Origin of the sequence: Marinobacter sp. 1-3A, assembly GCF_016597775.1 — a bacterium.
GTDB classification, from domain to species: domain Bacteria; phylum Pseudomonadota; class Gammaproteobacteria; order Pseudomonadales; family Oleiphilaceae; genus Marinobacter; species Marinobacter xiaoshiensis.
Map to the genome: position 1 here is coordinate 282254 of NZ_VCGZ01000002.1, position 15632 is coordinate 297885.

15 protein-coding genes are annotated in these 15632 nt (G+C 55.1%); 5 read left to right on the forward strand and 10 right to left on the reverse strand.

Translation table 11 applies throughout. From position 1 onward, the window contains the following. Nucleotides 1-5 precede the first annotated feature (5 nt). The 6 genes from FE848_RS04465 to FE848_RS04490 all read right to left on the reverse strand — a co-directional run bounded on the left by FE848_RS04465 (nt 6) and on the right by FE848_RS04490 (nt 5577). A complete protein-coding gene (locus FE848_RS04465; RefSeq protein ID WP_200201546.1) occupies nt 6-1220 on the reverse strand; it encodes a YbfB/YjiJ family MFS transporter in 1215 nt (404 codons plus the stop codon). Between the two features lie 97 nt (nt 1221-1317). Further along, nucleotides 1318-1983: an SCO family protein gene (locus tag FE848_RS04470; protein WP_200201547.1), complete on the reverse strand. Its 666-nt coding sequence runs from the start codon at nt 1981-1983 to the stop codon at nt 1318-1320. Between the two features lie 152 nt (nt 1984-2135). After that, nucleotides 2136-3056: a heme o synthase gene (cyoE, locus tag FE848_RS04475; protein WP_200201548.1), complete on the reverse strand. Its 921-nt coding sequence runs from the start codon at nt 3054-3056 to the stop codon at nt 2136-2138. Then, nucleotides 3053-4144, reverse strand: a complete 1092-nt coding sequence (locus tag FE848_RS04480; protein WP_200201686.1) for a COX15/CtaA family protein — start codon at nt 4142-4144, stop codon at nt 3053-3055. Before FE848_RS04480 ends, cyoE begins: the two co-directional genes overlap by 4 nt. Nucleotides 4145-4208: 64 nt before the next feature. Then, nucleotides 4209-4859 (reverse strand): hypothetical protein, encoded by a 651-nt coding sequence (locus tag FE848_RS04485; RefSeq protein ID WP_227715146.1) that lies wholly within the window; start codon nt 4857-4859, stop codon nt 4209-4211. Next, nucleotides 4840-5577, reverse strand: coding sequence for an SURF1 family protein (locus FE848_RS04490; protein WP_200201549.1), 738 nt, complete (start codon nt 5575-5577; stop codon nt 4840-4842). Before FE848_RS04490 ends, FE848_RS04485 begins: the two co-directional genes overlap by 20 nt. A 53-nt stretch (nt 5578-5630) precedes the next feature. Here FE848_RS04490 and FE848_RS04495 point away from each other — a divergent pair, with 53 nt between their 5' ends. Further along, a complete protein-coding gene (locus tag FE848_RS04495; RefSeq protein WP_200201550.1) occupies nt 5631-5834 on the forward strand; it encodes a twin transmembrane helix small protein in 204 nt (67 codons plus the stop codon). An 18-nt stretch (nt 5835-5852) separates the two neighbouring features. Here FE848_RS04495 and FE848_RS04500 read toward each other — a convergent pair whose 3' ends face one another. Genes FE848_RS04500 through coxB form a run of 4 tightly spaced genes read right to left on the reverse strand, consistent with a single transcriptional unit; the run spans nt 5853 to nt 10135 of the window. Next, the gene (locus tag FE848_RS04500) at nt 5853-6740 is read right to left on the reverse strand and encodes a cytochrome c oxidase subunit 3 (protein WP_200201551.1); all 888 of its coding nucleotides are present in this window, start codon (nt 6738-6740) and stop codon (nt 5853-5855) included. Nucleotides 6741-6756: 16 nt separating this feature from the next. After that, entirely contained in the window at nt 6757-7356 is a 600-nt protein-coding gene (locus tag FE848_RS04505) for a cytochrome c oxidase assembly protein (RefSeq protein ID WP_200201552.1), read from the reverse strand. A 13-nt stretch (nt 7357-7369) separates the two neighbouring features. After that, nucleotides 7370-8953 carry a cytochrome c oxidase subunit I gene (ctaD, locus tag FE848_RS04510; protein ID WP_200201553.1) on the reverse strand — a complete coding sequence of 528 codons (1584 nt, stop codon included), beginning with the start codon at nt 8951-8953 and terminating at the stop codon, nt 7370-7372. A gap of 60 nt (nt 8954-9013) precedes the next feature. Further along, nucleotides 9014-10135, reverse strand: a complete 1122-nt coding sequence (coxB, locus tag FE848_RS04515; protein ID WP_200201554.1) for a cytochrome c oxidase subunit II — start codon at nt 10133-10135, stop codon at nt 9014-9016. A gap of 204 nt (nt 10136-10339) precedes the next feature. Between coxB and FE848_RS04520 the strand changes: the two genes are divergently transcribed. The 4 genes from FE848_RS04520 (at nt 10340) to FE848_RS04535 (ending at nt 15579) form a co-directional block, all read left to right on the forward strand. After that, nucleotides 10340-11668 (forward strand): MATE family efflux transporter, encoded by a 1329-nt coding sequence (locus tag FE848_RS04520; RefSeq protein ID WP_200201555.1) that lies wholly within the window; start codon nt 10340-10342, stop codon nt 11666-11668. 198 nt (nt 11669-11866) lie between these two features. Further along, nucleotides 11867-12517, forward strand: a complete 651-nt coding sequence (locus FE848_RS04525) for a hypothetical protein (RefSeq protein WP_200201688.1) — start codon at nt 11867-11869, stop codon at nt 12515-12517. 42 nt (nt 12518-12559) lie between these two features. Continuing rightward, the gene (locus FE848_RS04530; protein ID WP_200201556.1) at nt 12560-13225 is read left to right on the forward strand and encodes a methylamine utilization protein; all 666 of its coding nucleotides are present in this window, start codon (nt 12560-12562) and stop codon (nt 13223-13225) included. Beyond that, on the forward strand, nt 13225-15579 hold the full coding sequence (locus FE848_RS04535; protein WP_200201557.1) for a putative bifunctional diguanylate cyclase/phosphodiesterase: 2355 nt from the start codon (nt 13225-13227) through the stop codon (nt 15577-15579). The genes FE848_RS04530 and FE848_RS04535 overlap by 1 nt, the downstream gene beginning before the upstream one ends. Nucleotides 15580-15632: the final 53 nt, after the last annotated feature.

Consider the following 15632-nt stretch of genomic DNA (forward strand, 5'->3'; position numbering starts at 1 on the left):
GTTTTTCAATCGTGCGGGATCGTTCTTGCGTGCCAGGCTTCCGGGCGGGGCACGAAGTACACGAAGATCAGGCCGAAGACCAAGGCGCCCACGCCAATTCCGAAGGCGGATACCAGGGTGCCGCCGGCGTCGAGCCATTGTTTGGTGAGCCAGGGGCCGACCATTTGGGTGAAGCCGTAGAGAGCGACCATGGCAGCAGACAGTCGTGGGCCCTGGTGTGGGTGCAAGGCGCGGCCGAGGCGTTGGGTGAGCAGTACGGTGCCAAGGAAGGTGCCACCTACCAGTGCGGCGCATAGCAGTATGCCTATGGCGCCCGGCAAAACCACAGCGGCCAGAACACCTGCCAACTGGATCAGGAAGTTCAGTTTCAGGGCGGGAATGTCGCCCATTTTGCTGCCGAGCTTGTTCCATACCCAAGCCGCGGGGATGGTGCTCAAGGCGACGATGAGCCAGGCACCATCGAGCAGCCAGTGTTCAGCATCCAGTTCCAGTTTTGCCAACAACGGCAGAAAGGTCATAGGGAGGATATAACCCAAACCGGCGCCGGCGTAGGACAGAAACAGCGGAATACTGGCTCTGTCTATGAGTGGGGTATTTGTGGTGGTTTTGCCATTGGTGGCTGGTTCCTGGTCTGGCACATCCAGTTTTATAAGCCGGTGAGCGCCCCATATAGCCAAAGGAATGGATGTCAGAGCCACTGGCCACCAGCGCGCAGCGCCTTCCAGCAAATCCGCGGTACCGGTTACCAGCCCGCTGGAAAGCAGCAAGCCCAGACCCACGCCAATGTAGACCAAGCCACTCATGCTGGACCGATTACGCAACACCAGCCACTCTAGAATCAGCGCCGGTGCCTGCACGAAAACAACACCATTAGCGACGCCATTCAACCAACGTGCGGTGGCGATAGCTGTAAGGTTGTCTGTTTGGGTAACGAAGATCGTGGTTACCACATGCACTACGAGAAACGCGGGCAGCAAAATACGGATATGACTAACCCGGTGCCAGCGAATCGCCAGCATGGCACCCATCAGATAGCCTAAATAGTTCCAGGTGGCGATTGCTGCGCCTTCCGGCGCGGTGAGCTGGCCGTCGTCGATCAGGTAGGGCAACAGCGGGGTGTAAACAAAGCGGCCCAGCGTGTGCACAACCATAAGCACAATGGCCCCTGCGGCCAGAACGCCAAAGAGCTCTTTCGGGGTTGTCGTGTTCTGTTTGTACATACTGTCGGTTCCGGCGAATGCATTTTCAGCCGAGCAGTCTATGCGAGTCGCAGAGCTATGTCAGTCGGACCTTAGCAGAACAGGCTGCTTATCCGCCTCAGGTACGCGGGTTCTCCCTGTTGGCTTTTGCCCACAGGTAAATGCGTTCGAACGCTTCCGCCAGATGTTCCGGGTTGTGGGGTGGCTGAATCAGTGCCGCCAATTGGCCATCCGGATTTATCAGCGCAAAATGCCCGCTGTGATCTACAAGCAGTTCACCGTCGACGTCTCGGTGTACAAACACGGCACTCAGACTTTGCGCCAGCGCACGCAATGTATCCAGATCCCCGGTCAGGCCGTGGAAGTTCTCGCCGAAAAACCCGGTATAGGCTTTCAGCTTTTCAGGCGTGTCGTGTTCCGGGTCGGCTGTGACCAGCAGGTAATCCGGCTGGGGTAGCTCTTTCGAAAGTAGCTTATCGGTACGGCGCAGGTTGGCCATGGCCGCCGGGCAGATATCCGGGCAATTAGTGTAGCCCACAAACGCGAAGGTCCACTTGCCCCGAAGGCTTTGGCGGGTAACGGCTTCGCCGTTTTCGTTGGTAAGCGCGAACTCGACCAATGGCCGCGGCTGGTCATAAACATAGGTGTTCATTTCCGCCAGATCCGGAGCTGGAATTGGCTCCCCGCTGTCCACCAGAAATACCTGCCGACCTATTACCAGGCCAAATACGAGTACGACCAACAGCAGAAGTACAAACAGCGTGACCTTTAGCGAACGATTCATTATTGCTCCAGTTAACTGCCTTGGCCGGTTTTATAGTGTGCCAAGGAGGAGGGGGGATGCCTTTTCTTCTGGGAAAAACAACTCGCTGCGCTCAGACATCTTTTTCCCGCCAGAAAAGGCATCCCCCCTCCTCCCCATAAAATTTTCCGGCTTCAGAAAAATACATAGTGGTCTACAAGGAGTACCACGAACAGGGCCATCAGGTAAGTGATGGAGTATTTGAAGGTGTTGAGAGCTACCCGGCGATCGTCGCCTTTCAGTAGTTTTATGGCGTACTGGAGGAAGCGCAGACCAAGTACCAGCGCACCGGCCAGGTAAATCCAGCCAGACATACCTGTGACGAAAGGTAGCAGGCTGACTGCCAACAGCATCAGGGTGTAAAGCAGGATGTGCAATTCGGTGAATTTATTGCCGTGGGTGACCGGCAACATGGGTATGCCGGCTTTCGCATACTCTTCTTTGCGGTGAATAGCCAGGGCCCAGAAGTGCGGGGGCGTCCAGGCGAAGATGATGAGAACGAGCAACAGGGCATGGCCTTCTACCTGGCCAGTTACTGCTGTCCAGCCGAGCAATGGCGGCATGGCGCCGGCGAGGCCACCGATGGTGATGTTTTGGGGCGTTGCCCGTTTCAGGAACAGGGTATAAACGCCGGCGTAACCTACCAGAGAAGCCAGGGTTAACCATGCGGTGAGATGGTTCACCTGCCACATCAATACCACCATGCCTACGCTGGCGAGCAGTGTGGCGAACACTATGGCTTCTACCGGGGAGATTTTGCCGGTGGCCACAGGGCGCTTGCGGGTTCGGGCCATCACGGTATCTATTTTCTGGTCGACCACGTGGTTGACCACGGCGGCAGCACCGGCAAGAAAGGCTATGCCCAGGTTGCCCCAGATCAGCACGCTCAGGCTGGGCAAGCCGGATGTTGCCAGCAGCATGCCAATGGCGGATGTCAGGATCATCAAGGCCACAACGTTGGGCTTGGTCAGCTCCAGATAATCCCGCCAGGATATACTCTTTGCGGATTGGCTGGTCGTGTTCTGGGCCGGCAGTACGTCCACTTGCTCACTCATGCCGTAATCTCCTGATGCATTATTGTTGTATGTGTTGCTCTTGCAGCCTGAGTTTGAGGCAGCTGGTGGTGCTGCCAGATCAGGTATATCACCGACAGCAGCAGCCCGGCACCCATGGCGTTGTGGGCCACTGCAACCGGCAGGGGAATATGGAAAATAATGTTGGCGAGGCCAAGGGTAATCTGGGTCACCAGCGCTGCGGCAACAAGCAGCACCGGGCCGCGCAGCCCAGCACTGGCACTTCTACGCCAGATCAACGCCAGTAAAACCGCGAAGTACCCCAGAACCACCAACGCACCAACTCTATGGGTTACATGTATAGCTACACGCCCATGGGCTGTGAGCTGCCCGCCCAGATAGTTAGGGCCCACATGCTGGGTAATATCGAACCCGTGTTGGAAATCCATATCTTTTGGCCACCACTCACCCTGGCAGGTGGGCAGATCGGTACAGGCAACGGCAGCATAATTGGCCGCGGTCCAGGCGCCCAGGGCAATTTGCAGAATAATGAGCAACAATCCGCCATAAAGCCAGGGGCGGAGGCTTGCCAAGCGGGAGGCGTTCGCGGTGGGTTTTATGGGTTCTTCAAGTGATCGTTCAGAATCACTACCCTGAGCCGTCGCGAATTTTCTTAGGCGCAGAACCAGCAAGGTCAGCAGGCTCAGCGTGGTAAAGCCGCCAAGAAGGTGAAGCGCAACCACTTGCGGCCAGAGCTTTAAGGTTACCGTCCACATACCAAAAGCGCCCTGCAGCAGGATAAACCCGGCAATGAACAGGGGCAGCTTGAATGGCACACCGCTGCGGCGTTTTCGCACCGCAGCTGCAGCCAGGCCAAATACCACCAAACCTAGTGTTCCAGCGGCGTAGCGATGAATCATTTCCGGCCAGCCTTTGGCCACATCCACGGGGGAATCGGGGAAGCGGGCATTGGCTATGGCGATATTCGATTCGCTTTGGGGTACGGTCAGGAAACCGTAGCAGCCAGGCCAGTCAGGGCAACCCAGCCCTGCGTCTACCAGCCGTGTCCAGGCGCCCAGCATGATCACCACAACCGCAAGTGCGACGGAGAACGTTGCCCAGTTTGCCATGGCGCTGGCTTTAGGCTGTCGGTCGGTAGATGGATGATTCAAGCGTGTTCCTCCAAGCTGAGCCTCAGCCAACCTGTGACAGTTTCAGCAGATGTTTCAAATCCTTCAGCATATCCTTTCCGGAATTCTCCGAACCGTAGTGCATCATCACATTGCCGAACGGGTCGATCAGCAAAATGCGGGGATCCTTTTCCGGATTGATTCCGGCAGGCCAGGCTGTGGTTTTTCCGGCCATTGGTTGCAAGCGCTCCATCAACCGGTATTCAGTGGGCCACCGCGCTGCCAGATCGCCGGTAATATCACCCAGCACTGCGGCTCTTGATACCCGATTAGCATTTTTTCCAAGAGCAATGTTCACTTGTCGAGCCAGATAGAGCAGCTCTTCACACCGGCTATCACACTCTCCAGCCGCAACCACCAGTAACCACTGGGGGTCTGTCTTGCCGGCGATAAAGCGATTAGCCAGAGGCTCACCCGAGAGCGTTTCAAGGTTGAGTTCAGCTACAGGCGTTGGTGGGCTGATGAGAGCACCCTGATTGGTGTGGCCTGCGGGATTCAGCCAACCGGTATAAAACATGATGGTGGCCAAAATCATTGGCCCGAAACCAAGCGCGAACAGCAACATGGCTGTGCGCCGCCCCCTGCGAACCTGTTCGGGGGTTGGGCCTTCTGTTTCTTCTTGCTGTGGTAACCCGTTAGCCATTGTCATTGTCATTATTGCTTCCTGTCTTTCGATAACTCGCGACTACACTCAATATAGTCAGCACCAGTGCAAGCGCAAACCATTGAGTCGCATAACCGTAATGGGTTTGCGGGCCCATGAGGTCCGGTTCCCAATCTGCACGGTAAGCGCCCGGCTGTTCACTACTGTTCAATCGGATAATAGCATCAGGCAGCTCAGGGATTTCAACTCTCGCAACCTGCGCGGGAAGCGTCTGTATCCGCCGTGGCCAGCCTTCTGCAACCGCTGTTTTTGTGGAAAGTACGGGCGGCTCCGGATAGGGATTTAACCGGCCGCTTATGCTGAAGACACCTTCAGGGGGAGCCACATCAGGCAATTGATTCCGCGTTCTCGGTGCAGCTATCCACCCTCTGTTAACCAGAACAGCTGGGCCTCGAAGCGGGTGGAAGGCGGTAATAACTTCATAGCCGGCAATGCCATCACGGGTTCGATTGTCCAGTAGCCAGCTTTGCTCACCGAAAAGCCCTGTAACCGTAATTGGCCTGCCACTATCCAGCCCACTGGCTACTTGCTCTGCCCAATCAAGGTTCTGAGCTTCCTGCTGCCATTGCTCCAGCAGAACCTGCTTTTCTTCCGCCCGGTTCAACTGCCAGATTCCCAGCCCCACCAACAACGGCAAAAATGCGCCCGTAAACACCATTAAACGCCAGTTTAGCTGCCATTTTCGAAGCTTTTGTTTTGCCTCAGTCATGGTCTGCTATAGTGTTTCTGGCTTTAATCAGAACAAAAAACAGAGACTCTTTTATGCTCAAAGCCCTTATCATTTTCCTCATGCTCACCGTTATCATCAGTCTTTTCAGCGGCCTTTTCTTTCTCATCAAAGACGGTGGCAAAACCAATCGGGTGGTGAATTCTCTTGCTGTTCGGGTAACCCTGAGCGTGCTTCTGCTGGGGGTTATTCTTCTGTCTCTCTGGCAAGGGAGCCTGACCTTACACCCGACTCCCTGAGAACCAACCCTTGTTGCATCAAATGACATACACGAACACAAACAGGCCCAACCAAACCACATCCACAAAGTGCCAATACCAGGATGTCGCTTCAAAACCGAAGTGATTGTCTGCGGTGAAATGCCCCTTTTGGATGCGTATAAACATAATGATCAGCATCAGAGTACCCAGCATCACGTGAAAGCCGTGAAACCCTGTAAGCATGAAAAAGGTACTGCCATAGATGCCTGATTGAAGCGTCAGATTAAGCTCTTGATAGGCGTGCATGTACTCTTCCGCCTGGAAGAACAGGAACACCACTGCAAGCGCAATGGTTGCCCCCAGCCAGATTTTCAGTTTCTTTCTGTTATCCGCTTTAATGGCGTGGTGGGCGACTGTTATGGTGAACGATGACGTAACAAAAAGAATGGTGTTTATCAGCGGTAAACCCCAGGCACCAATAACAGACTTTGGTGGCGGGAAAGCTTCGGGGTCCGGGTTGTTGATCAACGGCCAGGTAGCCTGGAAGCCTTCCCAGAGCATATTGGAACTACCGCGATCGCCCTCACCCCCGAGCCAGGGCACTGCGAACACTCGGGCATAAAACAGGGCACCAAAAAATGCTGCAAAGAACATGACTTCCGAGAAAATAAACCAACTCATCCCCCAACGGAATGACCGATCCATTTGTGGGCTATAGAGGCCGGAGCGGCTTTCTTTGATGACGCTGCCAAACCACCCAAACAGCATGTAAATCATAACCAATATGCCCGCCCAGAAAATCATCCAGGCACTACCGGTGCTCTCTCCCTGATTGCTGGCGACCATAATTGAGGCCGCACCGTATAGCATGACTCCAAGGCCTACCGTAGCAATAATGGGCCACTTGCTCTGTTCGGGAACGTAATAGCTCTGATAATCCGCCATAGCAATCTCCGATGGCTTATCCGTTATCGTTTATTGTTGTGTTTGTTGCCTTTGATACTGTCGCTTGTGGCTCACCCTGATCATAAAGTGTGTAGGACAGGGTCAGCTTGGTAATGTGGCTTGGCAAATCCTGATCCACAATAAACACCAATGGCATTTCCGTATTCTCGCCCGCGGCAAGGGGCTGCTGGTTGAAGCAGAAACACTCGGTTTTGTGGAAATACAGCGTGCCCTCCGAGGGCGATAAGCTGGGCACCGCTTGGCCAACCATATCTCGATCTGTGGGGTTTTCGGCATAGAAATTCACGGTGATCGCTTCCCCTGGGTGCACTTCAACGCTGCGTGCAACCGGCCGGAATATCCATGGCATGCCCGGCCCATTCTGGGCCAGAAACTGCACCTTCACGGTCCGGGTCATGTCTGCCGCTGATTGCTCGGTAGACTCGTAACGGCCGCTGGTCTTCCCGTTAATGCCAGTGATGTCACAGAAGACGTCATACAGCGGCACCATCGCAAAGCCAAAAGCGAACATTCCGAACACGCTGGCAATACACCAGCCAACAACCCGCGAATTACTGCGCTGGGGGGCAGCTTTGTTAGCCGGTTGCTCAGCCATTTTCGTCAGTCTCCTATTTCACATCGGGTGGCGTTGTGAATGTGTGATAAGGCGCAGGTGAAGGAATCTCCCACTCCAGGCCTTCAGCGCCTTCCCAAGGCTTGGCAGGTGCTTTTTCACCACCTCGGGCGCACTTCACAACAATCAGAAGGAACAGTAGCTGGGTCGCCCCGAACATGAAGGCACCAACACTAGACACCATATTGAAATCGGCAAACTGCAGTGCGTAATCCGGAATCCTGCGCGGCATACCGGCAAGACCCAGGAAGTGCATCGGGAAGAACGCCAGGTTCATGCCGACAAAAGACAACCAGAAGTGGGTTTTTGCCAGGGTTTCGTCATACATATGGCCCGTCCACTTCGGCAGCCAGAAGTAGGCCGACGCGAAGATACCGAAGATGGCACCCGGCACCAGTACATAGTGGAAGTGAGCAACCACAAAGTAGGTGTCGTGATACTGGAAGTCGGCCGGAGCAATCGCCAGCATCAAGCCTGAGAAGCCGCCGATGGAGAACAGGATCACGAAGGCGATGGCGAACAACATGGGCGCCTCAAACGTAAGCGCGCCCCGGAACATGGTGGCTACCCAGTTAAACACCTTAACTCCCGTGGGTACGGCAATCAGCAGTGTGGCGTACATGAAAAACAACTGGCCGGCCACTGGCACGCCCACAGTGAACATGTGGTGTGCCCACACAAGGAACGACAAGAGTGCGATGGCACCAGTGGCATAAACCATAGAGGCATAGCCAAACAAGCGCTTACGGGAAAATGCCGGAATAATCTGGGAGATGGCCCCGAACGCCGGGAGGATCATTATATAAACCTCAGGGTGCCCGAAGAACCAGAATACGTGCTGGAACAACACGGGGTCGCCGCCGCCAGCCGCATTAAAGAAGCTGGTGCCAAAGTTGATGTCCATCAGCATCATGGTGACCACACCCGCCAACACCGGCATTACGGCAATCAGCAAGAACGCTGTGATCAGCCAGGTCCATACGAACATGGGCATTTTCATCAGCGTCATGCCCGGCGCCCGCATGTTCAGTACCGTGGCAATTACGTTGATCGCGCCCATGATCGACGATACACCCATAATGTGGATGGCGAAGATAAAGAAGGTTGTACTGGGCGGGCCATAGGTGGTGGAGAGTGGGGCGTAGAAGGTCCAACCAAAGTTAGGTGCACCGCCTTCCATAAACAGGGTGGAAACCAGAATCAGGAAGGCGCAGGGTAGCAGCCAGAAACTCCAGTTGTTCATCCGTGGCAGCGCCATATCCGGCGCACCAATCATCAGCGGTATCATCCAGTTCGCCAGCCCGACAAACGCCGGCATAACCGCACCAAAGACCATAATGAGGCCGTGCATCGTGGTCATCTGGTTGAAGAATTCCGGCTGGACAATCTGCAGCCCGGGCTGGAACAGCTCTGCCCGGATAACCATGGCCATGGTTCCGCCCAGTAGGAACATGGCGAAGCTGAATATCAGGTACATAGACCCGATATCTTTGTGGTTCGTGGTCAACAACCAGCGGCTGATGCCGCGAGCCGGGCCGTGATGATGATCTTGTGCGTGGGTACCTGCAACCGCACTCATGAAAACCCCCGTTACCGCCAATTATTGTGGCTGGTGATATCTGTTATCTGGCGTTGATTACTATTGATTCTTGTAATCGAAGATTTCTTTTGGTGTGACCATGTCACCCATCTTGTTACCCCAGGCGTTACGCTCGTAGGTAATGATGGCCGCAAGATCTGCTTCGCTCAGCTGGCCACCAAAAGCCTGCATTGCCGTGCCTGACACACCGTTGACGACAACATCGATGTGCGCGGCTATGTCTCCGGTCGCAATTGCGCTGCCTCTGAGTGCCGGGAATGCAGGGGGCACACCATTACCATTAACCTGGTGGCAAGCTGCGCAAGCTGTCGCGTAAGCCTTTTCGCCACGCTCCATCAACTCATCCATGGTCCAATCTTTCTGGGTCAGCTCACGCTCTTTCTCTGCTGCAGCTTTCTGGTCGGCAACCCAGGTGTTGTACTCCGCCTCTGGCACTGCCTTTACCACCACCGGCATAAAGCCATGATCCTTGCCACACAGTTCTGTGCACTGGCCCCGATAGGTGCCTGGCTTGTCTACACGGGTCCAGGCCTCGTTAATGAAGCCGGGGATCGCATCTTTCTTAACGCCAAAATCCGGAACCCACCAAGAGTGGATTACGTCGTTTGCGGTCAACAGGAAACGAACCTTCTTACCCACCGGAATCACCATGGGGTTGTCTACTTCGAGAAGGTAGTTCTCGCCCTTGGTCTGCCGGTTGTTTATCTGATCTGAAGGTGTGGTGAGGTTGGAAAAGTAGCCAAAATCTTCATTGATATATTCGTATTGCCACTTCCACTGATAACCGGTCACCTTGATATCAATGTCCGATTCGGTGGTGTCATACATATCAATAAGGGTGGCCGTGGCAGGAATCGCCATAATGATCAGAATAACGAGCGGTATAATCGTCCAAAGAACCTCAACCAGTGTATTCTCATGAAAGTTGGCTGGTTTTGCCCCCTGGGACTTGCGATGGGCGAAGATAGACCAGAACATAATCCCGAATACCACGACGCCAATGGCAACGCAGATCCAGAAAATGGTCATATGTAGGTTGAATATATCGTTACTGGTACCGGTTACCCCGGGAGTCATGTTCACCGTCCAGTCCGCCATGGACAGTGCGGGAAACAATAGACCGCCTGAAAGGGCACCTACCCGCTGAGCGTGCACGCGCATACTGTGTCTCCACAGAGTATTATTCTTGTCGGATTTTGCGTAATCCCTCTGCTCTTAACCGGTGCTCGCATACACCAGCAAAACTCAGAGCGAAAGCCTGCTTTTGGATACATCACCATCGAGTATAGACACAGATCAAAAAAAGACTAAAAAGTCATTAAACCCAAAACAACTAACCAAACTCCTTTAAGAAGAAAATCGAATATGGCACTCAAGCTGTCGGTTACAGACAAGCGTTTATGGGCTCTGGCATGGCCATTGATGCTCACCAATCTCACCGTTCCTTTGTTAGGACTGGTGGATACGGCTGTACTTGGGCATCTGGAAAGCCCGGAATATCTGGGCGCCGTGGCGGTTGGCGCAAACCTGTTCACCATCCTGTACTGGACCTTCGGCTTCATGCGCATGGGCACTACCGGGCTGGCCGCCCAAGCCTGGGGCAAGCGCGACAGCTTCAGCCAGGTTGCCCTGCTTTTGCGTTCAGTGATGTTGGCGGTGGGTATCGGCCTGCTGTTGATTCTATGCCATCAACCGCTGATCCGAATTGGGCTGGCTCTGATGAATGCCAGCCCGGAAGTCACCGAGCTTGCCGCTGAGTATGCCGCCATCCGAATCTGGAGTGCCCCGGCAGTGCTGTGTCAGTACACGCTTGTGGGCTGGCTGATTGGTACGCAGTATGCTCGCGGGCCGATGATCATGCTGATTGTGGCCAACGGCCTGAATATTGTGCTGGATGTATTCTTCGTGACAGTGCTGGGATGGAACAGTCGTGGTGTAGCGATTGCCACGGTAATTGCCGAATACGGTGCTGCCAGCATTGGCTTTGCGATCGTGTTGCAGCGCATGCCCGATGGGCAAAGGCTGACCCGGGAGCTGTTCGGAACCCTCAAGGATTACCTGGCCATATTGCAGGTAAACCGCTACATCATGGTTCGCACCATAGCACTGCTGTTAGTGCTTGCATTTTTCACCGCTCAAGGGGCCCGTCAGGGCGACACCATTCTGGCAGCCAACGCGGTGCTGATCACCTTCCTGCTTCTGATATCCAATGCTCTGGACGGTTTTGCCAACGCCGCAGAAGCGTTGATTGGCGAAGCTGTAGGCAGAAACAGCCGGCGGCGCTTTCTGGTGGTGTTCCGCTGTGCGCTGCGCTGGTCTTTATGGGGGTCTCTGCTACTGACCATTCTATTCGTAGTAGGAGGTCGCAGCTTGATTGCACTGCTGACCGGCATTGAGGAGGTTCGCACCACGGCCTGGCAATACTTGCCCTGGCTCTGGCTACTACCCTTTGCTTCTGTTTGGGGCTTTCTGTTTGACGGAGTGTTCATCGGCGCAACCCGCACCCGGGATATGCAGAACACCATGCTGTTTTCTGCACTGGGTGTTTTTGCCCCTGTTTGGTGGCTGACCACGGGCTGGGGAAACCACGGTCTGTGGTTCTCGCTGATCTGTCTTATGCTTGCCCGCGCGGCCAGTATGGGCTGGCTATGCTGGTCCCACACTCGCAATGATCGATGGTTCAGCACCCTTTAGCTGTGGGCAAATGTTAACAATTTCTGACAGTCCAAAAATCGCAGCACAGCAAATCTCGTCTACACTTGTCAGAAACGAAGGGCGCCTCGTGTTGGTATGTGGCGGCAACCAGCCGCAACACAGTTGCCCGGTTACCCACTGCCCGTTACAGGAGGCGCCTTGCGACCTCAACTTGTTCAGACACTGGCATGTCCTCAAATGACTCCACAGGCAGTTCTGGAAATCATTGACCAAGCGCGACGCAAGGAAGCTCGCTCTGGAACCTTTCTGAAGCAGTTGCACCAGAAGGCGGCGGCGTTGCCTTCTGCCGTCACCATTGAGGGCTACCAGCCTGCATCCTGCCTGTTCCAGTTCGTCATTGAATACATTGAAATGGCTCCGCGGCTTATTGAGTGTGTGGATGCCTGCGCTCGGGAAGCCGGTACTGCTCGGCTATTCGATCCCTTTGTGAAAGCCGCCATCGGTTATTTCACCGAGCCATCAGTGCTGCTTTTGCACTACGATGGCCTCGATGGCCTCCTGATCCGCGCTTATCTTTGCCACCGCTTGATGGAGGAGATGCATGAAAACAATCACTCCATTCGAAACGGTGGGCTTGTCGATATAGAAGCAACTCGTGCTAACCTCTTGGTGCACGAGCTGATTGGTGAGCCCTTTGCAAACGAACTGGACGATTCAATCACCGTAACCGTGCTACAAATTGCCGGCACACCGGATTATTATGAACTTAATCTGGACCCCTTCATTGAGCAGGTGAACAATGACGCCTGGAACTGGATGCGACGTTATTGGGAAAGCCTCCTGACCCGCAACCATATCCGCTTTTCGCTGGGCTCCAGCCTGACCTGACCCGGGCAGCAAACTCCGGGCAATTGAAAGGTTTTTATCAACATGACAAAGCAAACCGTTTTGCTGCTGGCAGGGTGCCTGCTGTTCACCCCTGCGCTGGCAGAAGAATTAACGGTACGAATTCAGATCACCGACGGCACGGGCCCGGTAACAGGTGCGCTGGTATTCACGCAAGATAGCAGCCGCGCGGCCCCCATTCAGACAGAAGTGGTTCAGAAAGATCGCATGTTTCACCCCCACGTGCTGATCATACCCACCGGTTCCAAAGTAGACTTCCCGAACCGGGACAACACTCAGCACCATGTGTATTCCTTCTCGCCGGCAAAGCCCTTTAATCTTGAACTCTACGCGGGCAAGCCTGAGGCCCCGGTTGTATTTGACCAGCCAGGCATTGTCGAGCTGGGCTGCAATATTCACGACCATATGCAGGCGTTCATTGTGGTGGCAGACACCCGCGCCATCGGGCAAACCAACGAGCAGGGCGAGGTAAGCCTCCTACTCGATTTTGGCTCCGCTCCGGCACCCGGCGCACTTGACCTGAATATCTGGCACCCCCGTTTGCCAGACAACACAAGGCCGGTGATCCGGGAAATCGATGTCACCAGTCTGGCGGGCGTTTCCGCAACATCGATCCCCATTGAGCTAGACCCGGAGCCACGGCATGATGGCCCTCTGGATCACCTTCAGAAACGCTTTCAGGAGCTTTGATGGGCCGCTTGGCTAACCGCATCGGATTCCGCGGCCGCCTGGTTACAGCCATGGTCGCGTTGGTGGCTCTGGTCAGCCTGTTGATCGGTGCACTCTTGATGGTGTACCTGTTCGAAGATGAAAAAAGCAGAGCTCTGGAACAGCTCACCATAGCCGAGCGTTTGACCAACGAAGTAATCGCCCGTCGCACCGATCTGGAACTCTCCCGGTTGAACGTGGTTGTGCGTGATTTCGGCTTTCGCTCTGCCATCGCCAGCCGCGACCCGGCCACACTCAGCAGCGCTCTGGAAAACCATAGTGGCCGCGCCGGGGCAGATTTCGCATTATTACTGGACCAACGAGGCGAGCTTCTGGCATCCACCCTGCGCCGGGATCTGCCGGACATTGCCCCCTCACAACTCACCAATGCCCGCCAAAACGGCTCTGGCCGCTCACTCCTGGCCATTGACCAGCGTGGCTATGAAGTACTGACTGTTCCGGTTGAGGCGCCTGGGCTGCGGGCATGGTTGGTGGCGGGGTTCGAGCTTGATCAGGACTTGGCAGACATCATTGCCAGGCTCAGTGGCAGCTCCATCATTTTCCGCACAAGCGCAGACAGCCCAAGTGGCTTCACCAGTTTTGCGGCATCATCGGATATCAACAGCGCCATGGACCCTGCATTACTCCAATCGGCAGGTGGTCACAATTTCATCGAAAGCGCTCGCTATTTTACACGTACACTCAATCTCGGTGCCTCCGGACAAGGTGCCTTTGAGGCTATCCTGATGATCAGCCGGGAAGCCAGCCTGCAGAATTACTACAGCCGGGCTCTTGAAATAGCTCTGCTGGTGGCGGCGATTATGGTGTTTGCCACCGTTCTTGCACTGCTGGTGGCACGCTATCTGGGCAGGCCGGTGTTGCAGCTTGCCCAGTACGCCCGCGCCGTGGGGCAGGGGCTAAACCCGCACGCGCCAAACATCCGAACCGGCGGTGAACTCCTGCAGCTACGGGATACCTTGAGGGATACCCTGGCCCAGCTCAGCCGGCGCGAAGCCGAAATCCGCCATGCTGCAACCCATGATGAAGTAACCGGGCTCGGGAACCGTAATGCCTTGATGCACATGGCGACGGAAGGCTTCCGGACAGGACAACCTTGTAGTCTGATAGGGCTGCGTGTGAACGATCTTTCAGACATCAACGATACCCTCGGCATTGAATTCGGCGACAAAGTGCTGCTTGGCCTGTCGCAACGGCTGCGGGACGAACTCTCCGATGCCCACCATATCGCACGAACCGGTGGCGGTGAATTTCTGGCATTGCTGCCAGCGTGCAGCCCGGAGGCTTTGGATCAAAGAGCGAAGGACCTGCACGCCAGCGCGGAATCACCTCTGAATGTTGATAGCACGCCGTTTTCACTACGTACCACCCTGATATCCATGCAACTGCCCAACGACGCGTCTAATACAAATGAGCTGAGGCGCCGTGTGAACCTGACATTCGAGCAAGCCGTGCAACAGGGCAGCGCGATCACACTTTACGAACCAGGCCAGGACGAAAACCACCTGCGCGAGCTCAAATTGATTTCCGACCTGCACAGCGCCATCCGCAACAATGGCCTGCACATGAACTACCAGCCCAAGCTGGACAACCACACAGGCAAGTTGCTTCAGGTAGAAGCACTGGTGCGCTGGATACATCCGGAGCTGGGCTTTATCTCGCCGGAAGAATTCATCTTTCTGGCAGAACAGTCTGGCCAGATCCACGAGCTGACGGATCATATTTTACAACGGGTGGCCGATGAGGCCCGCGCCTGGTTCCACGAAGGTCTGAATGCGGGCGTAGCGATTAATCTCTCCGCAATGGACCTGACCAGGCCGGGGCTGGCCGAACGCGTAGCCCGAACCTTCGCAGACTGGCACCACAGCATGGATCGCATCACGCTTGAGGTCACAGAAAGCGCACTGATGGACGACCCGGTAGAAGCCATGGCGACGTTAAATCGCCTGCGGGATCTGGGCGTTACGCTGTCCGTTGACGATTTTGGCACCGGCTACTCTTCGCTGTCCCAGCTACGTAAACTGCCGGTTCAGGAGCTGAAAATCGACAAATCCTTTGTTTTGAAGTTGAACGCTGAACCTCAGGACCAGTTGATTGTGAAATCCACCATCGACATGGCCCACGGCCTTGGCTTGAAGGTGGTCGCAGAAGGTATCGAGAACCTGGAAACCTGGAAGCTGCTGCAGTCCTGGGGCTGCAACGTAGGCCAGGGCTTTTTCCTTAGCCGCCCGGTTTCCAGGGCTGACCTTATGCAGACAGCCGCTAGTCTTTTGGAGCGCCAGCACGAGCTGGCCGATATGTCTCAGGAGCATTCTTAATGACGCGCCTTGTTGCACAACCTATTAAAAAACTGTGGACCGGAACGCTTGTG